The sequence below is a fragment of the Streptomyces sp. NPDC056486 genome, from assembly GCF_042795295.1.
Lineage (GTDB): Bacteria > Actinomycetota > Actinomycetes > Streptomycetales > Streptomycetaceae > Streptomyces.
Window position 1 is genome coordinate 21,644 of the sequence record NZ_JBHTSF010000082.1, and the last position, 19,739, is coordinate 41,382.

At 70.7% G+C, this 19,739-nt stretch carries 19 protein-coding genes; 8 read left to right on the forward strand and 11 right to left on the reverse strand.

Features of this window, described 5'->3' with window-relative positions:
- Positions 1–5: 5 nt before the first annotated feature.
- On the reverse strand, positions 6–482 hold the full coding sequence (locus ACFQ7F_RS27895) for a nitroreductase family deazaflavin-dependent oxidoreductase (protein ID WP_383275700.1): 477 nt from the start codon (positions 480–482) through the stop codon (positions 6–8).
- Positions 483–637: 155 nt separating this feature from the next.
- Between ACFQ7F_RS27895 and ACFQ7F_RS27900 the strand changes: the two genes are divergently transcribed.
- A complete protein-coding gene (locus tag ACFQ7F_RS27900) occupies positions 638–1,339 on the forward strand; it encodes a TetR/AcrR family transcriptional regulator (protein WP_383275703.1) in 702 nt (233 codons plus the stop codon).
- A gap of 30 nt (positions 1,340–1,369) precedes the next feature.
- On the opposite strand, the gene ACFQ7F_RS27905 is transcribed toward ACFQ7F_RS27900, so the two are convergent.
- Complete coding sequence (locus tag ACFQ7F_RS27905) at positions 1,370–2,203, reverse strand: BTAD domain-containing putative transcriptional regulator (protein ID WP_383275707.1); 834 nt, start codon at positions 2,201–2,203, stop codon at positions 1,370–1,372.
- Between the two features lie 172 nt (positions 2,204–2,375).
- Here ACFQ7F_RS27905 and ACFQ7F_RS27910 point away from each other — a divergent pair, with 172 nt between their 5' ends.
- The 4 genes from ACFQ7F_RS27910 to ACFQ7F_RS27925 all read left to right on the forward strand — a co-directional run bounded on the left by ACFQ7F_RS27910 (position 2,376) and on the right by ACFQ7F_RS27925 (position 7,069).
- The gene (locus ACFQ7F_RS27910; RefSeq protein ID WP_383275710.1) at positions 2,376–4,583 is read left to right on the forward strand and encodes an MMPL family transporter; all 2,208 of its coding nucleotides are present in this window, start codon (positions 2,376–2,378) and stop codon (positions 4,581–4,583) included.
- A gap of 53 nt (positions 4,584–4,636) precedes the next feature.
- On the forward strand, positions 4,637–5,893 hold the full coding sequence (locus ACFQ7F_RS27915) for a sensor histidine kinase (RefSeq protein WP_383275713.1): 1,257 nt from the start codon (positions 4,637–4,639) through the stop codon (positions 5,891–5,893).
- A complete protein-coding gene (locus tag ACFQ7F_RS27920; protein WP_383275716.1) occupies positions 5,890–6,555 on the forward strand; it encodes a response regulator in 666 nt (221 codons plus the stop codon). The genes ACFQ7F_RS27915 and ACFQ7F_RS27920 overlap by 4 nt, the downstream gene beginning before the upstream one ends.
- Before the next feature lie 109 nt (positions 6,556–6,664).
- Positions 6,665–7,069, forward strand: coding sequence for a MarR family winged helix-turn-helix transcriptional regulator (locus tag ACFQ7F_RS27925; protein ID WP_383275719.1), 405 nt, complete (start codon positions 6,665–6,667; stop codon positions 7,067–7,069).
- Positions 7,070–7,114: 45 nt separating this feature from the next.
- Here the strand turns inward: ACFQ7F_RS27925 and ACFQ7F_RS27930 are convergent, their stop codons facing one another.
- The 8 genes from ACFQ7F_RS27930 to ACFQ7F_RS27965 all read right to left on the reverse strand — a co-directional run bounded on the left by ACFQ7F_RS27930 (position 7,115) and on the right by ACFQ7F_RS27965 (position 15,591).
- Positions 7,115–7,852, reverse strand: a complete 738-nt coding sequence (locus tag ACFQ7F_RS27930; protein WP_383275722.1) for a maleylpyruvate isomerase family mycothiol-dependent enzyme — start codon at positions 7,850–7,852, stop codon at positions 7,115–7,117.
- 47 nt (positions 7,853–7,899) lie between these two features.
- Positions 7,900–8,367, reverse strand: a complete 468-nt coding sequence (locus ACFQ7F_RS27935; RefSeq protein WP_383275725.1) for a DUF3237 domain-containing protein — start codon at positions 8,365–8,367, stop codon at positions 7,900–7,902.
- 53 nt (positions 8,368–8,420) lie between these two features.
- A complete protein-coding gene (locus ACFQ7F_RS27940; protein WP_383275728.1) occupies positions 8,421–9,260 on the reverse strand; it encodes an ABC transporter ATP-binding protein in 840 nt (279 codons plus the stop codon).
- Positions 9,253–10,278: an ABC transporter ATP-binding protein gene (locus ACFQ7F_RS27945; protein ID WP_383275731.1), complete on the reverse strand. Its 1,026-nt coding sequence runs from the start codon at positions 10,276–10,278 to the stop codon at positions 9,253–9,255. Before ACFQ7F_RS27945 ends, ACFQ7F_RS27940 begins: the two co-directional genes overlap by 8 nt.
- Positions 10,275–11,150, reverse strand: a complete 876-nt coding sequence (locus ACFQ7F_RS27950) for an ABC transporter permease (protein ID WP_383275734.1) — start codon at positions 11,148–11,150, stop codon at positions 10,275–10,277. The genes ACFQ7F_RS27945 and ACFQ7F_RS27950 overlap by 4 nt, the downstream gene beginning before the upstream one ends.
- On the reverse strand, positions 11,147–12,097 hold the full coding sequence (locus tag ACFQ7F_RS27955; protein ID WP_383275736.1) for an ABC transporter permease: 951 nt from the start codon (positions 12,095–12,097) through the stop codon (positions 11,147–11,149). Before ACFQ7F_RS27955 ends, ACFQ7F_RS27950 begins: the two co-directional genes overlap by 4 nt.
- Positions 12,094–13,749, reverse strand: coding sequence for an ABC transporter substrate-binding protein (locus ACFQ7F_RS27960; RefSeq protein WP_383275739.1), 1,656 nt, complete (start codon positions 13,747–13,749; stop codon positions 12,094–12,096). The genes ACFQ7F_RS27955 and ACFQ7F_RS27960 overlap by 4 nt, the downstream gene beginning before the upstream one ends.
- 111 nt (positions 13,750–13,860) lie before the next feature.
- Positions 13,861–15,591 carry a CocE/NonD family hydrolase gene (locus ACFQ7F_RS27965; protein WP_383275742.1) on the reverse strand — a complete coding sequence of 577 codons (1,731 nt, stop codon included), beginning with the start codon at positions 15,589–15,591 and terminating at the stop codon, positions 13,861–13,863.
- Positions 15,592–15,710: 119 nt separating this feature from the next.
- Between ACFQ7F_RS27965 and ACFQ7F_RS27970 the strand changes: the two genes are divergently transcribed.
- The 3 genes from ACFQ7F_RS27970 to ACFQ7F_RS27980 all read left to right on the forward strand — a co-directional run bounded on the left by ACFQ7F_RS27970 (position 15,711) and on the right by ACFQ7F_RS27980 (position 18,892).
- Positions 15,711–16,373 carry a TetR/AcrR family transcriptional regulator gene (locus ACFQ7F_RS27970; RefSeq protein WP_383275745.1) on the forward strand — a complete coding sequence of 221 codons (663 nt, stop codon included), beginning with the start codon at positions 15,711–15,713 and terminating at the stop codon, positions 16,371–16,373.
- Between the two features lie 160 nt (positions 16,374–16,533).
- A complete protein-coding gene (locus ACFQ7F_RS27975; RefSeq protein WP_383275748.1) occupies positions 16,534–18,000 on the forward strand; it encodes an amidase in 1,467 nt (488 codons plus the stop codon).
- Positions 18,001–18,205: 205 nt separating this feature from the next.
- A complete protein-coding gene (locus tag ACFQ7F_RS27980) occupies positions 18,206–18,892 on the forward strand; it encodes a phosphatase PAP2 family protein (protein WP_383275751.1) in 687 nt (228 codons plus the stop codon).
- Positions 18,893–18,929: 37 nt separating this feature from the next.
- Here the strand turns inward: ACFQ7F_RS27980 and ACFQ7F_RS27985 are convergent.
- Positions 18,930–19,739: aminotransferase class III-fold pyridoxal phosphate-dependent enzyme (locus ACFQ7F_RS27985; RefSeq protein WP_383275754.1), on the reverse strand; the 810-nt coding region annotated here is incomplete at its 5' end.

Sequence of the window (19,739 nt, forward strand, 5' to 3'; positions counted from 1 at the left end):
GCCCCTCACTTCGTGACGGTGACGCGGAAGACGGGGTGGTCGCCCGCGGCCGCCTCGATCTCCGCGTCCGTGGACTTGGCGGTGACGCCCTTGAAGTACTGGTTGACCTCCCAGCCCCACTTCTCCAGGTAGCCGCGCAGCACCGGCAGCTTCTCGGCGTCCGGGACCTCCTCGACCGTGAACGCACGGACCTTCCGGCCGACGCGCAGCTCGCCGCCGCCCGCCACGCGCATATTGCGCACCCACTGCGAGTGCCCACGGGCCGAGACCAGGTACTGGGCACCTTCGTACGTGAACGGGTTGACCGGGACGCGCTGCATCTGGCCGCTCTTGCGTCCGCGTACGGAGAGCTCGGCCGACCCCATCAGGCTGATGCCGCGTCGCGCCAGCCAGCCGATCACGCTGTTGAGCCGCACGGCGAGAGGGCTGCCCTTGAGGTAGTAGGGAGTGGGCGAGGGGGTCGCGGAGGAGGACGAAGACATGGTGACCGCCAATGTCGGGAGAGTTTCCGAGAGCACTGCTCTCGCTTAGGAGCAGTGTGCACGAGAGCGGTGCCCCATTGCAAGAGCAGTGCTCTCGAAAGTGCTCGATGCTCTCGTTTTAGCGCACTGCTCCGAACTCATGGCACACTGCCTGTATGAGTAGCGCTACCAGCGGGGCCAGGGCCCGCGCCCGAGTCGAAGTCACCGCCGCCATCAAGGACGAGGCGCGCAGACAGTTGGCGGCCGACGGCGCCGCCAAGCTCTCGCTGCGCGCCGTGGCCCGCGAGCTCGGCATGGTGTCCTCCGCCCTCTACCGCTACTTCCCCAGCCGCGACGACCTCCTGACCGCGCTCATCATCGACGCCTACGACTCCCTCGGTGCCGCTGCCGAGGAGGCGCACGCCGAGGTCGCCGCGTCGGCCGAACCCGTGCGGCGCTGGACGGTCGTGTGCGAGGCCGTGCGGTCCTGGGCGCTCGCGCGCCCTCATGAGTACGCGCTCATCTACGGCTCGCCCGTCCCGGGATACAGCGCACCCGACTCCACGGTCGAAGCCGCGGCCCGGGTCGGGCGGCTGCTCATCGGGATCGTGCGCGATGCCCATCAGGAGCGTGGTGTCGCCGTGCAGCCGCTGCCGGGCGGGCTGCGTACCGAGGCCGAGCGGATCGCCGCGGATCTCGCGCCCGATCTGCCGCCGGCGGTGATCATGGCGATGGTCGCGGCGTGGGCCCAGCTGTTCGGGCTCGTGGGCTTCGAGGTGTTCGGGCAGTTCAACCGCGTCGTCGAGGACCGTTCGGCGTTCTTCTCGTACGCGGCCACGCAACTGGCCCACGGCGTGGGGCTGTTGGAGCAGAAGTAGGCCGTGCCGGCTGGCGGGCGTGGCGTCGCCTCAGGCCGCTGACGCCCGCGTCGCGAGGAGCGCCGGGTCCTGGCGCAGCATCCGCTCGTGCAGGGACCGCAGTGCGGGGCCCGGATCCGCGCCCATGGCGTCAGCGATCCGGCGCCGCGCCTCCTCGAAGGCGAGCAGCGCGTCCGAGGAACGGCCGGTGCGGTACAGGGCGTTCATCAGGAGCTCGACCGGGCGCTCGCGCAGGGGGTGCGCGGCGACGAGCCGGATCAGTTCATGGACGTACTCGAAGGAGCGGCCGAGTTCGATCTCCCCGGCGATCCTGGCCTCCAGGACGGTGAGCCGCTTCTCGCGCCACCGGAGCCGTTCCGCCGCCAGGTAAGGGGCGTTGAGACCCTCCGCGAAATCGCCGCGCCACAACGCCTCGGCCCGGTCGATGAGTTCGCCCGCGTGCCGCAGCTGCCCCGCGGCACGCGCCGCGAGCGCCGAGTCGACCAACTGCCGTCGCTCCCGCAGGTCGTCGGCCGCGGCGCCGGAGAGCCGGTAGCCGCTGCCGGTCCACGTCAGGTCCGGACCCGCATGTCCTGAGGGCCCCGCCGGCTCCGCCTGCCCCGCCGTGCCCGCGGAAGCGAAGGCGCGCCGCACTCCCGAGACGTACTTCTGCACGAGGTTGCGCACATGAACCGGGGGCTCGTCGCCCCACACCGCGTCGACCAGACCCTCGTACGAGAGAGGCCGCCCCTCCTGGAGGAGCAGTACCGCGAGAACCGCGCGCTGCTTCGGCGGCCCGAGCGGAATCACCTCGCCACCGTGCAACGCCCGTAGCGGACCGAGCAGTTCGAAACGTATCCCCGTGGGCATTCCCGCATCCCCCATGGGCCGAGCCTAACCCGGTCCCCGCCCACCGGAAGTCCCGCGTTCCAGTGGATCTTCCAGTGGCCCTTCCAGTGGCCCTTCCAGTGGCCCTTCCAGCGGGTCTTCCAGCGGGGACCGCGACCGTGGCGGCACCGGATCCCGCACGGGGACCCCGGGAGAGAGGCAGACAGCGATGCTGACCCGGCTCGGCCGTTTCGTGGTGCGGCACAGCCGCGCCGTACTGATCGGCGTGGTACTGGCCTTCCTGGGCCTCGGCGCTTACGGAGCCGGCGCCCAGGCCGACCTCGACCTCGCGCGCTGGGACGCGCCCGGCACCGAGTCCGTGCGCGCGGCGGACATCCTGCGCGAGGAGTACGGCACGGGGAACCCCAACCTCGCGCTCCTCGTCACGGCCCGCGACGGTGATGTCGACTCACCGCGTACGACGGCTGCCGCCCGTCAACTGGCCACCGAGGTACGGGACATACCCGGCGTCACGGATGTCAGCGCCTACTGGAGCGGGAAGAGCCGGGCCCTGCGCGCCTCCCATGGCCAAAGCGGCCTCATCCTCGCCCGCCTGGAGGGCAGCGCCACCGAAACCCGCGAGCGGCTCGCCACTCTCTCACCTCAACTCGACCGTGACACACCAGAGTTGACAGTCTCCGTCGGCGGTCAGGAGGAGATCTCCCGGCAGGTCGGCGAGCAGGCACGCACCGACTTCCTGCGCGCCGAGATGCTCGCCCTGCCCGCAGTCGTGCTCCTGCTGATCCTCGTCCACCGGCGGACGGTGGCGGCCCTGCTCACCGTCGGCGTCGGGCTGCTCTCGGTCGTCGGCACGCTCGCCGGGCTCCGGGCGATCGCGCAGATCACCGAGGTGTCGACGTTCGCGGCGAATCTCGCCCTCGTCCTGGGCCTCGGGCTCGGCATCGACTACAGCCTCTTCGTCATCAGCCGCTACCGAGAGGAACGGCACGCGGGCCACGCCCAGCCGGAAGCCGTGGTCCGCGCGACCGCCGCCGCCGGACGCACCGTGATCTTCAGCGGGGTCACCGTGGCCGTATCGCTCTGCGCGCTGCTCGTGTTCCCGTTCTTCTTCCTGAGCTCCTTCGCGTACGCGGGAGTCCTCGTCGTCGTGACCGCGGTGGCCGGAGCGCTGCTTCTGCTGCCCGCCGCGCTCGCCCGCTGGGGCCACCGCGTGGAGCGCCCGCAGCGCACGGCGAGCGGCTTCTGGCAGCGGATCGCGCGCGCCGCGATGGGCCGGCCGGTCGCCGCGGGCGCGGCCGTGGTCGGCGTACTGCTGCTCGCCGCGTCACCGCTGCTCGGCCTGCGGTTCGGGCTGCCGAACGAACGGACCCTGCCCACGGGCACGTCGTCCCGCACCACATCCGAGACCATCCACAAGGAGTTTCCCGCCGAACCCACCGACACCGTCCATGTCGTGCTCCGGGAAGCGGCGAGCACCCGGCAGACACAGCGGTACGCCGCCGAACTCTCCCGCATCCAGGGTGTGTTCCAGGTGGACGCCCCCACCGGCAGCTACCAGGACGGCCGCCGTACCGGCCCTTCGACGATCGCGCTCGGAACCCCTGGACGAGACGACGGCGGCTCCCGTCTCGCCGTCGTCCCGACCCAGGCGGCGATGCGGGGCGACGTACCGGCCTTCGTCGCGGAGGTCCGCGACATCCGAGCCCCCGCGACCGCCCTGGTCGGCGGCTATCCCGCCGAGACCACCGACTTCCGCGCCACCCTCCTGGACCGCCTCCCGTACGCCGTCGGCCTGATCCTCCTCGCCACCTTCGCCATCCTCTTCCTGATGACCGGCAGCCTGCTCCTGCCCGCCAAGGCGACCGTGCTCAATCTGCTCAGCCTGTCGGTGATGTTCGGATGCCTGGTGTGGGTCTTCCAGGAAGGACATCTGTCGGGGCTTCTCGGCTTCACGCCCACCGGGTCGATCGAGCCGAGCATCCCGGTGCTGATGTTCTGTGTCGCCTACGGCCTGTCGATGGACTACGAGGTGTTCATGCTGGCCAGGATCAAGGAGGAGTACGAGCGGGTGGGCGACACGGAAGCGGCGGTGGCCACCGGGATCCGGCGGAGCGCCCCGCTGATCACCGCGGCGGCCGGAATCCTCGCGCTCTCGTTCCTCACGTACGCGACCGGGGGCGTCGTCTTCCTCAAGGAACTCGGCGTCGGCACCGCCCTGACGATCCTTGTGGACGCCACCCTCATCCGCGTCGTCCTGCTGCCCGTCGCCATGCGGCTCGCGGGCCGCGCCAACTGGTGGGCGCCCGGTCCGCTGCGCCGACTGCACCGCCGCTTCGGCCTGCACGAAGGTCACGGAGGTCACGAAGGCGCGGAGAGTGACAAGGCCCCCGACGTACTCCAGCGGGAGTACGCGTGATCGCCACGTCCGGCTGACGCCCGCAGCCCACCGCGCGGTCTAGCGTTGCCGACATGGATGAGCAGCGCGAACACGGGCGCGGCGGTCCGTCCCTGCCCTGGGGCGGACCGCCGGCCTGGCGGCACGGGCCGCCCTGGTGGAACAGACAGGACGACGTGGCGGACATCAGAAGGCTGCCCTGGCTGACGACGCTCGCGATCACCTTGTTCGTGCAGATCGGCTCGAAGTACGCGGCCCACAGCCAGCTCGACCGGGTGGACCTGGACATCCCGGGCCGGCTGCTCCTGCTCGCGGGCACGGCCTCGCTCCTGCTGCGCCACCGCTTCCCGATCACCGTCGCGTACTTCACGGCCGGGACCGCGCTGCTCTATCTAGGGGCCGGGTACGCGTACGGCCCGGTCCTGATCACCGTCGCCATCGGCTGCTTCGCCGCGGTCGTCGCGGGGTATCGGCGCGCGGCGTGGGGTGCCGTCGCGATGCTGTGGGCGGGGCATCTGCTGGTCGCGCACTGGCTCTACCGGTGGCTGCCGCCGGACGGCGACGCGCCCAGGACCTGGGGCGAGGAAATCATCGTCGCCGTCTGGGTCGTCGCCATCATCGCCGTGTCCGAACTGGCGCGCGTAAAGCGTGAGCAGTGGATGAAGGAGCGTGCGGAGCGCGAGCAGGCCGCCAAACGGCGGGCCGACGAGGAGCGCCTGCGCATGGCGCGCGAGCTCCACGACGTCCTCGCGCACAGCATCTCCGTCATCAACGTCCAGGCGGGCGTCGGCCTCGCGCTGCTCGACTCCGACCCCGAGCAGGCCCGTACGGCGCTGACCACCATCAAGGCCGCGAGCAAGGAGGCGCTGGGGGAGGTCCGCCAGGTCCTGGACACCCTCCGTACGCCCGGTGACGCGCCCCGCGCCCCGGCCCCCGGACTCGACCGGCTGCCCGAGCTCGTGCAGCAGGCCGCGAGTACGGGACTCACCGTCGACGTCGACACCCGGGGCAGGTGCAAGAAGCTCGCGCCCGGCGTGGACCTCGCCGCTTTCCGCATCGTCCAGGAGGCCCTGACCAACGTCGTACGGCACTCCGGATCGCGCCACGCGCGCGTGCTCGTGCGGTACGAGGCCGCGGCGCTCACGCTGCGCGTGGACGACGACGGCCCTGCCACCGGCGCCGACGCGGGCGGCAGCGGCAACGGTCTTGCCGGGATGCGGGAGCGCGCCGCCGCCCTGAATGGCACGATCGAGGCGGGCTCGCGCCCGGACGGGGGATTCAGGGTCACCGCGGTACTGCCCACCCGCACGGCATCTCAGGAGGACCAGTGATCCGCGTACTGCTCGCCGACGACCAGTCGTTGGTGAGGGCCGGTTTCAAGGCGCTGCTCGGCGCCCAGCGGGACATCGAGGTCGCGGGCGAGGCGGCGGACGGCGAGGAGGCGGTGCGCATGGTGCGCGAACTGCGCCCCGACGTCGTCCTGATGGACATCCGCATGCCGCTGCTCGACGGGCTCGCCGCGACCCGCAGGATCACCGACCAGCCTGACCTCGGCGACGTCAAGGTGGTCATGCTGACCACCTTCGAGATGGACGAATATGTCTTCGAGGCGATCCGGTCCGGGGCTTCGGGCTTCCTCGTCAAGGACACCGAGCCCGAGGAACTGCTGCGGGCCGTCCGCGCGGTCGTCGACGGCGACGCGTTGCTCTCGCCCGGCGTGACGCGCCGCCTCATCGCCGAGTTCGCTGCCCGCTCCAAGGAGCCCGCGGACGCCGACACGCTGGGGGAGCTCACCGAGCGGGAGCGGGAGGTGATGGCGCTCGTCGGCATCGGCCTGTCGAACGAGGAGATCGCCCGCCGCCTGTTCGTCAGTCCGCTGACGGCGAAGACGCACGTCAGCCGGACCATGGTGAAACTGGGCGCCCGCGACCGCGCCCAACTGGTCGTCCTGGCCTACGAGTCGGGCCTGGTACGCCCCGGCTGGCTGGGCTGACGCGTCGGCTCGGCCGGTGGCGTACCGACGGTGAATGTGCATGCATTTAATGCAAATGCATTTAATGTCGATGCAATAAACAGGGCATTCTCTGCTACCGTGCCATGTCATGGCGGCGAAAAAGGCCGAGCAAGGGCTCGTGGATCAATGGCGCGACATCCTCGCGGTGCACGCGCGCACCCTGTGCGAACTCGACAACGCCCTGCGCGAACACGGGCTCGGGGCGAGCGACTTCGAAGTCCTCGACGTGCTGTCCGAGGGTGCCGCGGCGGACGGTGACTGCGCCTACCGCGTGCAGGACATCGCGGGCCGGGTTCATCTGAGCCAGAGCGCGCTGTCCCGTCTCATCGGCCGCCTTGAGAAGGACGGTCTGGTGGAGCGCGCGATGTGCAGCGAGGACCGGCGCGGGGTGCGGGTCGTGCTCACCGACAAGGGACGCCGACTGCACGCGCAGGTGCGGCCGCTCCAGCGCGCGGTCCTTGAGCGGATGCTCGTGGGGACCGGCTCCGAGTAGCAGACTGCTCCACGCGCCCGGCCGCCCTCACGCGCCCGGCCGCCCTCACACGCCTGACGTCTCGCTCCACAGCGCACTCAGCGTGGTGTCGCCGGTGACCTGTGGGAACGGTCCGCGGTTCCACAGCGCGAGGTAGAGGTGCTCCGCGGGACCCGAAAGATCGCAGTCGGCCCGCCCCTCGTCGCCCTCGTCGCCCCGCCGTGTGGCAGGCGGCTCCTGCGAGAGGCGTACGGTCCACACGGCGTCCGCGTCGGTCGCCCGCACGCGCAGAACCCGCGGCTCCTGCGTACGCACCCTGCTGCGCGAGCGCGCGTGGAACCCGCGCAGCAGCTCGTCGATCCCGTCCGCCGCGAACTCCGTACCGACCGGGGACGGCGCACCCCCGCGCGCGGACTCGGCGTCCACGCGGTGGATCGCCGTCTCGTTCGCCTGCCGCCGCGCCCAGAACGCGAGCGGGGACGGCGCGGGCAGGAACGCCCAGCACTGCACGTCCGGCGCGGCGGCACGCAGCGTGGCGACCAGGTCGCCGTGTGCCTGCCGGTACCAGTCGATCAACGCGGCGCCGTCCAGGTCCGGCGCGTCGCCCACCGGCCGCGGCGAGGTGTGCGCCTCGGCGACGAACGCCGCGGCCCACACATGCACCGCCCCCGTGTGCCGCAGCAGATCGCGGACGGTCCAGTCGGGACAGGTGACCACCTTGGCACCCGTCCCGGCCACCTCGGCGGCCCGGGCCAGCAACTGGCCTTCGGCGTCCAGGACTTCGATGTGCTCGGCAATCTCCATGCGGGAATTGTGCCGGATGGAGTGCGCTCGAATGCGCGTGGCCTCGGCTACTTGAGTGCGTACATGCGGATGACGGCCGTGTCCTCGTCCGCGCCCTCGGGGCGGGCCAGGCCGACGAAGACCGTCTCGGCGAGCCAGCGGTGAGCGGGTGCGTCGGTGCGGAAGACGGGGGCGGTGCGATAGTAGTGGCCTGCGTGGCTGACTTGCAGGTCGCCGTCGTGCTGTTCGGGACTGTGGGGCGCTGGGTGGTAGTAGCCGCGGTTCACGATGTCGATGACGGCGCCGTCATCGGCCCGGATCAGGTAGCGCGCGTCGAGCTGACAGACCTCGCCGCGCGTACTGCTCCAGTCGCCTCCGCCCGCCAGGACCTTCCCGCTCAGCAAGGGGCCCTCCACCGTGCCGCCGACGATCGGGGTGAATTCGGTGACCTCTCCGTCGCCGTGGCCGACGTGCAAGGACTTGGTGAGGTGGGCGCGGATCTCGAACGCGTAGGTCAGGGCGGGGGAGAAGGACATGGCGTGACTCCATTGAGCGGCGGATGGTGGTGGTCCGAGGCATCGGCGGGAACTCAGGGGGTGGTGTCGGCGCGTTTCGGGGTCCAGCCCCGGCGGGGCACCGAGCCGATCAGCTTGCGGGTGTACGGGGCCTCGGGCCGTTCGAGTACGGAGACCGTGCGGCCCCGTTCGACGACCCGGCCGCGGTGCATCACCACGATGTCCTCGCAGATGTGCTGGACGATGCCGAGGTCATGGGTGATGAACAGGTAGGCGATGCCGGACTGTTCGCGCAGTTCCCGCAGGAGGGTGACGATCTGGGCCTGTACGGACACGTCCAGGGCGGCGACCGCCTCGTCGAGCACCAGGACGCGGGGGCGGACGGCCACCGCGCGGGCGATGGCGACGCGTTGGCGCTGGCCGCCCGACAGCGCGCGCGGCAGCGAGCGCGCCTGCCGTGTGCCGAGCCCCACCTGGTCGAGGAGTTCGGCGGCCCGCCGGGTCAGCGCACTGCCGCGCAAGTCGGTGTGGTGCGAAAGGACTTCGCTGATGCTGTCGTCGACGCGTTGACGGCGGTCCAGGGAGGCGTAGGGGTCCTGGAAGACCATTTGAACGTCCTGGGCGAAGCTCCTGCGCACGGCGGTGCGGGCCCGGTGCCCCGGCAGGGACCGGCCGTTCCACCGGACGGCGCCGGCGGTCGGCACTTCGAGGCCCGCGACCATGCGGGCGGTGGTGGTCTTGCCCGACCCGGACTCGCCGACCACGGCCAGTGAGGCACCGGCGGCGAGTGACAGGTCGACGCCGTCGACCGCGACGAAGTCCCCGAACGTCTTGCGCAGGCCGACCGCCTCCAGGACCGGTGTCGGGGCGCTGGTGTCAGACGTGGTGGTGTCAGACATGTCGGTGTCAGACATGAGGCACTCTCCTGTCCGTGCCGGGCGCTCCGTCGTGCGCGAGGCGGGGGAAGTGGCAGGCGGTACGGCCGTCACCGGTCGGCTCCGGCAGCGGAAGCTCGGTCGAGCAGACGTCCTGGGCCGCCGGGCAGCGGGGCGCGAACGCACAGCCGGGACCGGCCTCGAACGCCGACAGGGGCCTCCCGTCGATCGCCCGCAACGCCCGGGCGCCCGCCCCCGGGTCGGGCCGGGAGGCCAGAAGGGCCCGGGTGTACGGGTGGCAGGACCCTTCGTGGAGGCGCGAGGCAGGCAGCTGCTCGACCACAGAACCCGCGTACATGACCGCGATGCTGTCGCAGACGGCCGAGGCCAGCGCCAGGTCGTGGGTGATGAACAGCATCGCGAGCCCCCGCTGGACCCGCGCCTCGTCGATGATGGCCATGACCTCGGCCTGCGTGGTGACGTCCAGTGCGGTGGTCGGCTCGTCCGCGAGCAGCAACCGGGGCTCCGTGATCAGGGCCGCCGCGATCATCACGCGTTGCAGCAACCCGCCGGACAGCTCGGCGGGGCGTTGCCGCAGCCGCCGCGTGGCGTCGGCGATTCCCACCTCGCGGAGCAGGTCCGTGGCCTTGGCCGCGGCGACGACGCGACGCTCCCCGCGCGTGGTGATCAGACCCTCGGTGAGGAAGTCGCCGATGGTGCGCAGCGGATTGATGTGCGCCCGCGGATCCTGGAAGACCATCGCCACCTCGTGGCTGCGCAGCGTGCGCAGCGCGCCCTGATCCATGGCGGCGATCGAGGCGCCCTCGAAACGGACGTCCCCGCTGACACGGGCACCGGGAGGAAGCAGCCGCAGCACGGAACGGGCGGTGAGTGACTTGCCCGAGCCGGACTCGCCCACCAGGCCCACGGCGGTGCCCGTCGGGACGGTGAGATCCACACGGTGGACGACCGTACGGTGTTCGCCCCGGACGGGCAGGGTGACGTGCAGGCCGTCGAACTCCAGCAGGGGAGTCGCAGGAGTCTCCATGCCGTTCATCGGTCCTCCCCGAGCAGCCGACGGGACAGGGCTCCGCCGAGCAGATTGCAGGCGATCACGAAGACGACGATGACCAGACCGGCGTACAGCGACTGTCCGGGCTGTCCGCCGATGATGCCGGGCGCGCCGTTCGCCACCATCAACCCCCATTCGGCGGTGGGTGGTTGGGTGCCCAGCCCGATGAAGGAGAACGCCGCCACGTCGAGCATCGTGTAGCCGAACGAGGTGGTCGCCTGTACGAGGATGAGCGGCAGCAGATTCGGCAGAAGGTGCCGCAGACAGATCCTCCGGCCGGAGAGGCCGAGCATGCCGAGCGCGGAGATGTACGGCAGTGAGCGCTCGCGCAGGGCCGCACCGCGCAGGATGCGGGCGATGTACGGCAGATAGGCGAGGGAGAGGGTGGCGACGGCGATGTCCAGACCCGCCCCGAAGACCGCCGCGCCGACGACGGCAAGGACGAGCCCGGGGAAGCCGAAGACGAGGTCGAGGAACCCGGAGACGACCCGGTCGTACCAGCCGCCGAGCCAGGCCGCCGAGACCGCGAGCGCCGTGCCGACCACGCCCGCCGTCAGGGTGATGAGGGCCGGCGCGAGCAGACTGGGTCGTGCCCCGTACAGGAGGCGGGACAGGATGTCGCGCCCCGTGTCGTCGGTGCCGAGCCAGTGCGCCGCCGAGCTGCCCTGCGAAACGGCCAGCGGATCAACGGCATTGGGATCGTACGGAGCGAGCAGCGGGGCGAACACCGCGGCGAGGACCACCAGAGCCACGACAGCTCCGGCGAGGATCGGTACCGCCTGGCCGCGTGCGAGGGCGCGGACACGGCCGAGCGGGAGCCGCCCGCCTGCCGCGGAGGCCAGCTGATAGGTGCTCACCGGCTTCCTCCCAGCGGGACGCGATGGTCGAGCGCCGCGCTCAGCACGTCGACGACGGTGTTGATCAGGGCGAACGCCACCACCGTGAGCAGTGCGAGTGCCTGCACCACGGCCAGGTCCTGCTTGGCGGCGCTCTGGATGAGGAGCGCCCCCATGCCGTTGAGACCGAAGGCCTGCTCCACGATCGACGACCCGGCGATCAGACCGGCCACGGCCACACCCGAGACGGAGACGATCGGCGCGGAGGCATTGCGCAGGATGTGCTTGCGGACGATGAAGCGCTCCTTGATGCCCCGGCTGCGGGCGGTCTGCACATGCTCGGAGACCAGTTCGGCGCGGATCGCCGCGCGGGACACCTGGGCGACGTAGGCGAGCCACGAGGCGGCCAGTGCCAGGGCGGGCAGCGTGAGGTGCTCCAGGCGGTCGGCGAGGCCCGCCCCTGACCCGTAGGCCGGGAACCAGCCGAGGCGCACGGCGAAGCCCCACGTCAGCAGGACCGCCATGACGAAGACGGGCACCGCCATGAGGGTCGTGGAGAGCACCGTCACCACCGTGTCGACCCACTTGCCGCGCAGGGCGGCCAGGGCACCGAGGGCGACGCCGAAGGCGACGATGAGGGCGGCGGCGTATCCGATCAGGAGAAGGGTGTTGCCGACCCGGGCGCCCAACAAGCGGGTGACGGAGTCCTGGTAGCTGAGGGACTGTCCCGCGTCGCCCCGCAGCATGCCCGTCAGCCAGCGCCAGTAGCTCTCCAGGAACGGATCGTCCAGGTGGTACTGGCGGTGAACCTCCTTCAGGAGACCGGGACTTGGCTCTTTGCCCCCGCCGGCAAGGAGGGTCGCCGGGTCGCCGGGGGACAGGAACAGCGCGCCGTAGATGGCGATGCTCGCGATCAGCAGCGTCACCACCAGGGCCGCCGCCCGGCGTGCGACGAAGCGGCCGATCACGAGGTGCCCTTGCCGGTGCCGCCGAGGTGGGCCGCCCACGGCATATTGATGTAGGCGAAGGACGAAGGGGCCCCGCTGAGACGCTTGTTGAGGAAGAGGCGCTCGTTCGGAGAGGCCATGGGCACCACGGGCAGATCGGTGCTGTAGCGCTTCTGGGCCTGAGTGAAGAGCTTGGCCGACTTCTCCGGCGACATGGAGGCCTGCGCCTGCCCGAGCAGTGAAGTGACCTTGCCATTACGGTAGTTTGTCCAGTTGAACAGCGACTTGGGATCCGTGAGGAGCTGCGCGTAAGAGATCGGGTCGGGGATCTCCACGTAACCGAGGACCATGGTCGCGTCCAGGCCCTTGCGGAGCGAGGCGTCGAAGAAGAGACCCGACATCTGCGTCGGCTGCAGCTGCTTGATGACGATCTTGATGCCGATCCGCTTGGCCCCCGCCTGGAGGAAGGTGAGGGTCTGCTGCGACTGCTGGTCTCCCGCGGCCATGGCGACCGTCAACGTGCGCTTCTCGGTGCGGGCCTGGCCCACCAGCTTCTTGGCCTTGTCCACGTCGACCTCGGGAACGGCGGGCAGCGCGTCGTGGCCCTTGGCGTAGAGGTCGGCCGCCTCGCCGTGCTGCCACACGAGGGACGGGATGAAGGTCTTGAGTTTCTGCGCCGCGCCTGCGTACACGTTCTTGATCAGATCGTCCCGGTCGAGGACGAGTGAGAGCGCCTCGGCGATCTTGTGGTCCGCCAGCGGTGAGCCGGGGCCGATCGCGGCGATGAAGTTCGTCTGCGCCGAAGGGCCGTGGTAAAGAGTGCCCACGTCGGACGACTTGAGGGCGCGGGCGCCGGCCGAACTGATCTCGTAACTGCCGTCGACCTCACCGGACAGCAGGGCGCTGGTGAGCGTGGAACCGTCGGTGATGAACTTGAACGTCAGCTTCTTGATCTTGGGCCGGAGGGAGGCGTCCCAGTAGTCCGCGTTGCGGGTGGCGGTGATGGACTCGCCGGACTTCCAGGACGTCAGCTCGAACGGCCCGGTGCACATCAGTCCGCCCTTGGTGCTCCCGTAGGCGCGTCCGGCCTTCTTCATGTAGGCGGCTTCGTTGACCGTGCCGAAGCTGGTCGCGAGTCCCTTCAGGAACATCTCGTCGGGGGTCTTGAACCGGACGGTCACCTGGTGCGCGCCCGTCGCGGCGATCGACTTCACGTGGGTGAGGAGATTCGCGTTGACGCTCTGCGTCGCGGGATCCCCCTGCCGCCGCAGGCTGGTGACGACGTCGTCCGCGGTCATGGGGTGCCCGTTCCAGAACTTCACGCCCTTGCGGAGGCTGAGGACCAGGGTGGTGTCGTCGGGCCGCTTCCAGGAGGAGGCGAGGCCGGGGGCGGTGGAGTAGTCGGGCTTCAGGCGCAGCAGGGAGTCACAGAGGTTGGCCTTGACGGTGCTCGGCGAATAGTCGGCGACCTTCGCCGAATCCAGCGTTCTCGGCTCGCCCATGGGCAGGTTCCATGTGACGTCGTCGAGGGTGCCCGCCGCGGCGGGCGTGGTCATGGTGAGCTTCTTGGGGACCGGCGCCGGATCGGCGGAGGTGCCCGGCGTACAGGCGGTCGCGGTGAGCAGGACGCACAGGGCGCCGGCGACCGGGGCGGTGATTCTGGGAGCCTTCATGAGGAGCCCCTCGGGGAGTCGGATCGCTGCGGAAGTGTTCTGGGGGAAGCGTTCTTTCAGCCGGGTGTGGGGGTGGTGGTGCGTCGGCGTGCGGGGACGACGCGGGGTGGTTCAGACGCCGGGCGAGGGCGAGGTCGTGGTCGCGGGCGCGAGGGTGACGGTCAGCCGGGACGGGCAGGTGCCGCCGGTGTGCAGGGTCTGGGTGCTGGGTTTCGTGGTGAGCGCCGTCCAGGGGTTCTCGCCGGTTCCGGGAGCGGGCAGGAACAGGGGATGGTCGCTGCCGGCCAGGATCAGCGCGAGGCGGTGCCCGGTACGCAGCCGGTAGCCGGTGTGCCCGAGATCGAGATGGATCTCGTCGGCCGCCTCGGCAGCGCGCACCGAAACCTGGCCCCGCGTGATCTGATGCGCCCGCCCGTCCGGGTGGAGGTCGACGACCTTGGCGAAGACGTCGAACTCCGGTGCGGTGCTGGTGACATGGAGGTCCACGCCGATCGGCCCTGCCAGATCCAGGGGCTCGGTGACCACGGGAGTGGAGAACGCGAGTACGTCGTCACGGGCGGCGACCGGCGCGAGGTCCGGGTAGCCGTGCAGATAGGCGAACGAGTCCTCGATCAGCGAAGGCACAGGGGCGTCCGGATCGTGCGCCCACTGCGTGTCCTGCTCGTCCCCGACGGGCGCGTCGGCCAGCGAGGCGCCCGGCAGCGGTCCTGTCGCACGGGACAAGTCCGTGAGCCAGAAAGTCCGTTCGGTGCTGTGGGGCGGCGGCCAGGTACTGGAGGTGCGCCAGTCGGCATGGCCGAGCTCCCATCTCACCTTGGGCAGCGAGGACACCGGACGGATGCCCTTGAGGAATACGTCGAAGAAGTCGATGGCCGGATGCGCGTAGTCGGGCAGCATCCGGGCGAGGGCGTCCTCATTGGTGTTGTGGTCGTCCTCGTCGCGGACCGGCGCCTGCGCGAGGCGGTAGTTCTCGTGGTCGACCGCGCCGGCCCAGAGGTACTGGACGGCGTCCCAGCCGGGCCGCGAGGCCAGTTCCACGTAGTCGCGCATGTGCGCCGCGACGATGTTGTCGAACCACCCCACGCAGTGCAGCACCGGCACCGGCCGTGCGTCGAAGGGATGCAGACCGGGCTGCGTCGACAGACCGGCATGCCGGGGCGCAAGGAGATCGAACCAGAAGGAGCGGGCGCCGATGGCGCGGAACGCCTCTTCATACTGATCGATGACGGGGCGTCCGGAGCGGTCGATCCGGTACTCGTAGGAGTCGTTGTCCACCCAGTGGTGGGCGAAGTACTCGATGCCCTCGAGCCACACCGGCGCGCTCTGCCCCTCGGGCTGCCAGATCGTGTTGAAGTCCGCCGTGGTCATCCGGGGCACGATCGCTCGCAGGGCCGGGTGCTGGGCGGCGACGGCGGCCCACTGGGTGAACCCGTAATAGGAGTCGCCGAACATTCCCACGCGGCCGTCCGACCAGTCCTGGTGGATGATCCAGTCGATGGCTCCGTAGCCGTCCTGCGACTCCCGCAGGAAGGGCACCGTGCTGCCGCCCGAGCGGAACTTGCCGCGCACGTCCTGCACCACCACCGCGTAGCCGCGGTCGGTGAACAGGCGCGCGATCCGGTCGAAGTACACGTAGCGACTGTTCTTGTCGTACGGCAGGCGCACGAGCACCGCCGGGTACGCCGCGTCGCCGCTCTGCCGGGCCGCGGGGAGGTCGTCCTGCCGGGCCGCGGGGAGGTAGACGTCGGTGGCGAGGCGCACGCCGTCGCGCATGCGGACCAAGTACTGCCGGGCGTTCTCGGCGAGGGGCGCCGCGCCGATCCGCTCGAAGGAGAAAGGCATGGGAGCGTCTCCAGCCACATGAGATACAACGACGTTGTGTAACGGCGTTGTATGACAACATTGCAGCAGTTCTCCACCGCGTCAACACTCCGTATCGAGGTCGATTTGAGGTCGATGACATGCCGATCGAGGTAGACACAGCCCAGCGGCTCGACGAGATCGCCGCCGCCACCATCCGGGTGGCCCGTGAGCGGGGGGTGCGCGCCGTGACCATCCGCGCCGTCGCCGAGCAGCTCGGCGGCTCGACGGCCATGGTCACCAATTACGTTCCGAGCCGCTCCGATCTGATGGTCAACGCCATGCGGCACGCGGAGGAGGAGTGGGGACGCGAGACGGAGGAGGCTCTTGAAGGCACTCAAGGGGCCGAGCGCCTCGCGGCGTTCGCGCGGTGGATGTGCACCACCGCGGATGACGACGAGGTGATGCGCAGGCTCCTGATGGAGATCGTCGGGGCCGGGTCGGGCGCCGGGCGCGAGGTCGATCGGGTCAGGACGGTGGCGCGCGCCCAGCGTGACGAGTTGGAGGAGGTGACCGTCGCCGCGGGCACGCCCGCCCCGGAGTTGGCGGCGGACATCTTGCATCTGCTGTTCCGTGGGTACTGGCTGTCCACGCTGGAGGACCCCGAGGGGTGGTCGGACGAGCGGGGGACGCGGGCCGTCCTTGCGGCGGTCGATCTGCTCCAGGGTGGGGCACGCGAGGGCGTCGACGGAAAGCAGAGCCGTCGAGGTCGCGGATCAGGTCTTGACAAGCCGGGTGGGGAACATGAGTCTGGGCTTCAATAAAACGTCGTTGTATGACGATGTTTGATTTCTGCGTGGAGCGGTCCCCCGCCGCGCTGAACGCACGACCGGGCTATCTCCCGAGTCTCCCGGGTGCGGGCGCCGTGCGGGCACCCCCTTCTTCAGAGGTTCTTCAGAGGTTCGTCAGAGGCGAGAGGCGATCATGGAAACCCGGAATCCGGCTGCCGAGCTGTGGCAGCGCAGCGCCACCGACCTGGCCGATGCCATCCGCAGGCGCGAGGTCTCCTCCGTAGAGGTCGTGCAGGCTTGTCTGGCGCGCATCGAAGAGACCAACCCATGGCTCGGGGCGCTGGTCGACATCCGCCCCGACAATGCGCTCGCCGATGCGCGCCGCGCCGACCGGGCCGTCGCTGCGGGCGTCGAACTCGGCCCGCTGCACGGCGTACCGGTGTCCACCAAGATCAATACAGATCAGCGGGGCTTTGCCACGAGCCACGGCGTGGCGGCCCTCGCACGGCATCCGGCACAAGAGGACGCGGCCTGCGTCACGGCCCTGCGGGAGGCAGGCGCCGTCCTGCTCGGCCGGAGCAACGCCCCCGCCTTCTCCTACCGTTGGTTCTCCACCAACGGCCTGCACGGCCGCACCCTGAACCCCTGGGACCCCGCCCGCACCCCCGGTGGCTCCAGCGGCGGCGCGTCCAGCAGTCTCGCCGCGGGCATGACGCCGATCGCGCAGGGCAACGACATCGGCGGTTCGATCCGCTATCCGGCCGCCTGCTGTGGCGTGGTCGGCATCCGCCCCACGGTCGGCCGAGTCTCCGGCTGGATGCCGCCCGCCTACGCCGACACCCCCGCGGGCAAGAAGCAGATCGACTTCCCTCCCACGGTGCAGGCGTGCGCCGTCGAGGGGCCGTTGGCCAGGACAGTGGCCGACGCCCGCCTCGCGCTCACCGTCATGACCACCCCTGATCTGCGCGACCCGTACGGCATCCCGACCGCGCCCGCCCGGTTCCCGGACGGCGTGAAGGCCAAGGTCTCGGTGGTCCGCGGCATCGGCACCGTCAAGAACCACGAGGGCGTCGACCAGGCCGTCACCGACGCCGTCGCCCGGCTCGTCGACGCCGGGCACGAGGTCGAGGAACTCGACGACCTGCCGCTGCTCGCCGAGGCCGCACGCATCTGGGCGCTGCTGGTCTACGAGGACTTCCGCCCGATGCTCCCGCTGGTGAACGAGGTCGGAGACGACGACATCCGTACGTCGCTGCAGTACTCCTTCGCCGCCGCGGGGGCGATCTGGGGCGAGCGTCCGTCCCTCGACGCGTACATCAAGGGCTGGGCGCGCCGCGCCTCCCTCATCACCGAGCTGCAGCAACTCCTGGGCAACGACCGGATCCTGCTCACCCCCGTCTGCGCTGAGCCGGCGTTCGAGCAGGACGCGGACATCGCCGGCCCCGAGCGCGCCGCCGAACTCGTCGCCGCCATGTGGCCGATGACGGCCGTGCCCGTCCTGGGCTTCCCTGCCGTCACCGTGCCGTCGTCGCTGAGTCAGGGCCTGCCGGTCAGCGTCCAGCTCATCGGCGGGCGGTACGCGGAGGAGCGCATCCTCGACGCGGCGCAGGCCGTCGAGGACCGAACTCCCCGCTTCCTGCCGCCTCTTGTGGTCCGCTAGGCACTTTGGCGCGCCGGTCGGGAAGCGCTCATTGCTAGGGTGGCGAGCAGAGACCGTTTCCGATGCCCTTGGTCAGGCCGCGGTAGCGGCGGGTGACATGGCGTCAACGGCTCTGACGGGAGGGGTAGGTGCATCGCATCTGCCGGATGGTCCGCGATGGTGCGCGGAAGTTGGCGCACGAGCTCATCGGCCCGGGCGGTGGCGTGTGACCCGCCGGCCGGAGCCCCCGGTGCTGCCCCCGGCGCCGCGCGCGTGGCTCGGCCTTATCGCGGTCCTCGCCACGCTGATGGTCGTCGTGCTCGGCGTCATGTACGCCGGCCACAGCCGGCCCGGCACGGTGGACAGCTGGATCGTCGATCCGACGGCGGACAGTGTGCGGCCGCCGTGGCGGCGTGTCGCTCTGGCCACGGACTTCCTGGGGGAGCCCGCCGGGGCGGCGGCGCTGATCGTGGTCGCCGTGACGGTCTGCCTGCTGCTTCGGCGACCTCGCGCGGCGGTGTTCGTTCTCGCCGGGGTCGGTATCGCCGTGGTGACGGCAACGCTGCTCAAGTCCCTGGTGGGACGCACGATCCACGGCGCCGACAACCTGTCCTACCCGAGCGGGCACACCGCCTTCCTCACCGCGCTCGCCCTCACGGTGGCGCTGCTCGCGACCGGCGGGCTCGGCCTCGGCAGGACGGCCGGCACGCTACTCGTGCTCGCCGCGGCGCTGGTTGCCGGCGCCGCCATGGGCTGGGCGCAGGTCGCCTTGAGCGCGCACTACGCGACCGACGTCCTCGGCGGCTGGTGCACCGCCCTTGCGGTGGTACCGGCGACAGGGTGGCTGGTCGACCGGACGGCTGAACGGCTGGCCGACCGGTCGGCCGACGTGGGTCAGCGAGAGCGCCGCTGACATCACGTCACGTCAGGTCAGGTCACGTCAGGTCGCTTCACGCCAAGCGCCGGAACACGGGCTTCACCGGTCGCCCGGCCAGCCAAGGGGTGGGGTCGGCTGCGTCAAGTGCCTTTCGGTACACCGCACATGCCTGTGCCACCACGTCGACGGTGTGGTCGATGTCGGCGTCGTCGAGCGCGCTGCTCACCACGAAGGACGGGGCGAGCACCCCGCCCGCGAGGAGTTGGCGCAGGAACAGGGTGCGGTACTGCTGCGACGGCTGCCGGTTCTCGTCGAGGGTGGCGAAGACCAGGTTGCTGGCCCGGCCCCGGACGACGATGTGGTCACCGACGCCCATGCCGGCCGCGGCCTCGCGGACACCGGCGGCCAGCCGCTCGCCGATGGCGTGCAGCCGCGCGGTGATGCCCTCCTCTACGTAGGTGGTCTGCACGGCCATCGCTGCCGCCAGGGAGTGTGTCTCCGCACCGTGTGTCGTGGACAGCAGGAACACCCGGTCGCCGGAGTGACGAAGACCGCCCCACTCCATCAGGTCGCGGCGCCCGGCAAGCGCGGAGACGGCGAACCCGTTGCCCAGCGCCTTGCCGAACGTGGAGAGGTCGGGGACGACGCCGTACAGGCCCTGGGCGCCCGCCTCGGACCAGCGGAGGCCCGTGATCATCTCGTCGAAGATCAGAACGCAGCCGTGCCGGTCGGCGAGATCGCGCAGCCCGGTGAGATAGCCGGGCGGCGGCTCGGTGTGAGTGGTGGCCGGTTCGAGGATCAGGCAGGCGACCTCGCCCTGGTACCGGCTGAGCAGCTCCTCCGTGGCGGCCAGATCCCCGTAAGGGAACGCCACCGTGAGCTC

Bases quoted from the DNA above. Each gene is read 5' to 3' on its own strand.
- ACFQ7F_RS27895 (WP_383275700.1), bottom strand. From the start codon at position 482: ATGTCTTCGTCCTCCTCCGCGACCCCCTCGCCCACTCCCTACTACCTC.
- ACFQ7F_RS27900 (WP_383275703.1), top strand. From the start codon at position 638: ATGAGTAGCGCTACCAGCGGGGCCAGGGCCCGCGCCCGAGTCGAAGTC.
- ACFQ7F_RS27905 (WP_383275707.1), bottom strand. From the start codon at position 2,203: ATGGGGGATGCGGGAATGCCCACGGGGATACGTTTCGAACTGCTCGGT.
- ACFQ7F_RS27910 (WP_383275710.1), top strand. From the start codon at position 2,376: ATGCTGACCCGGCTCGGCCGTTTCGTGGTGCGGCACAGCCGCGCCGTA.
- ACFQ7F_RS27915 (WP_383275713.1), top strand. From the start codon at position 4,637: ATGGATGAGCAGCGCGAACACGGGCGCGGCGGTCCGTCCCTGCCCTGG.
- ACFQ7F_RS27925 (WP_383275719.1), top strand. From the start codon at position 6,665: ATGGCGGCGAAAAAGGCCGAGCAAGGGCTCGTGGATCAATGGCGCGAC.
- ACFQ7F_RS27930 (WP_383275722.1), bottom strand. From the start codon at position 7,852: ATGGAGATTGCCGAGCACATCGAAGTCCTGGACGCCGAAGGCCAGTTG.
- ACFQ7F_RS27935 (WP_383275725.1), bottom strand. From the start codon at position 8,367: ATGTCCTTCTCCCCCGCCCTGACCTACGCGTTCGAGATCCGCGCCCAC.
- ACFQ7F_RS27940 (WP_383275728.1), bottom strand. From the start codon at position 9,260: ATGTCTGACACCGACATGTCTGACACCACCACGTCTGACACCAGCGCC.
- ACFQ7F_RS27945 (WP_383275731.1), bottom strand. From the start codon at position 10,278: ATGAACGGCATGGAGACTCCTGCGACTCCCCTGCTGGAGTTCGACGGC.
- ACFQ7F_RS27960 (WP_383275739.1), bottom strand. From the start codon at position 13,749: ATGAAGGCTCCCAGAATCACCGCCCCGGTCGCCGGCGCCCTGTGCGTC.
- ACFQ7F_RS27965 (WP_383275742.1), bottom strand. From the start codon at position 15,591: ATGCCTTTCTCCTTCGAGCGGATCGGCGCGGCGCCCCTCGCCGAGAAC.
- ACFQ7F_RS27970 (WP_383275745.1), top strand. From the start codon at position 15,711: ATGCCGATCGAGGTAGACACAGCCCAGCGGCTCGACGAGATCGCCGCC.
- ACFQ7F_RS27975 (WP_383275748.1), top strand. From the start codon at position 16,534: ATGGAAACCCGGAATCCGGCTGCCGAGCTGTGGCAGCGCAGCGCCACC.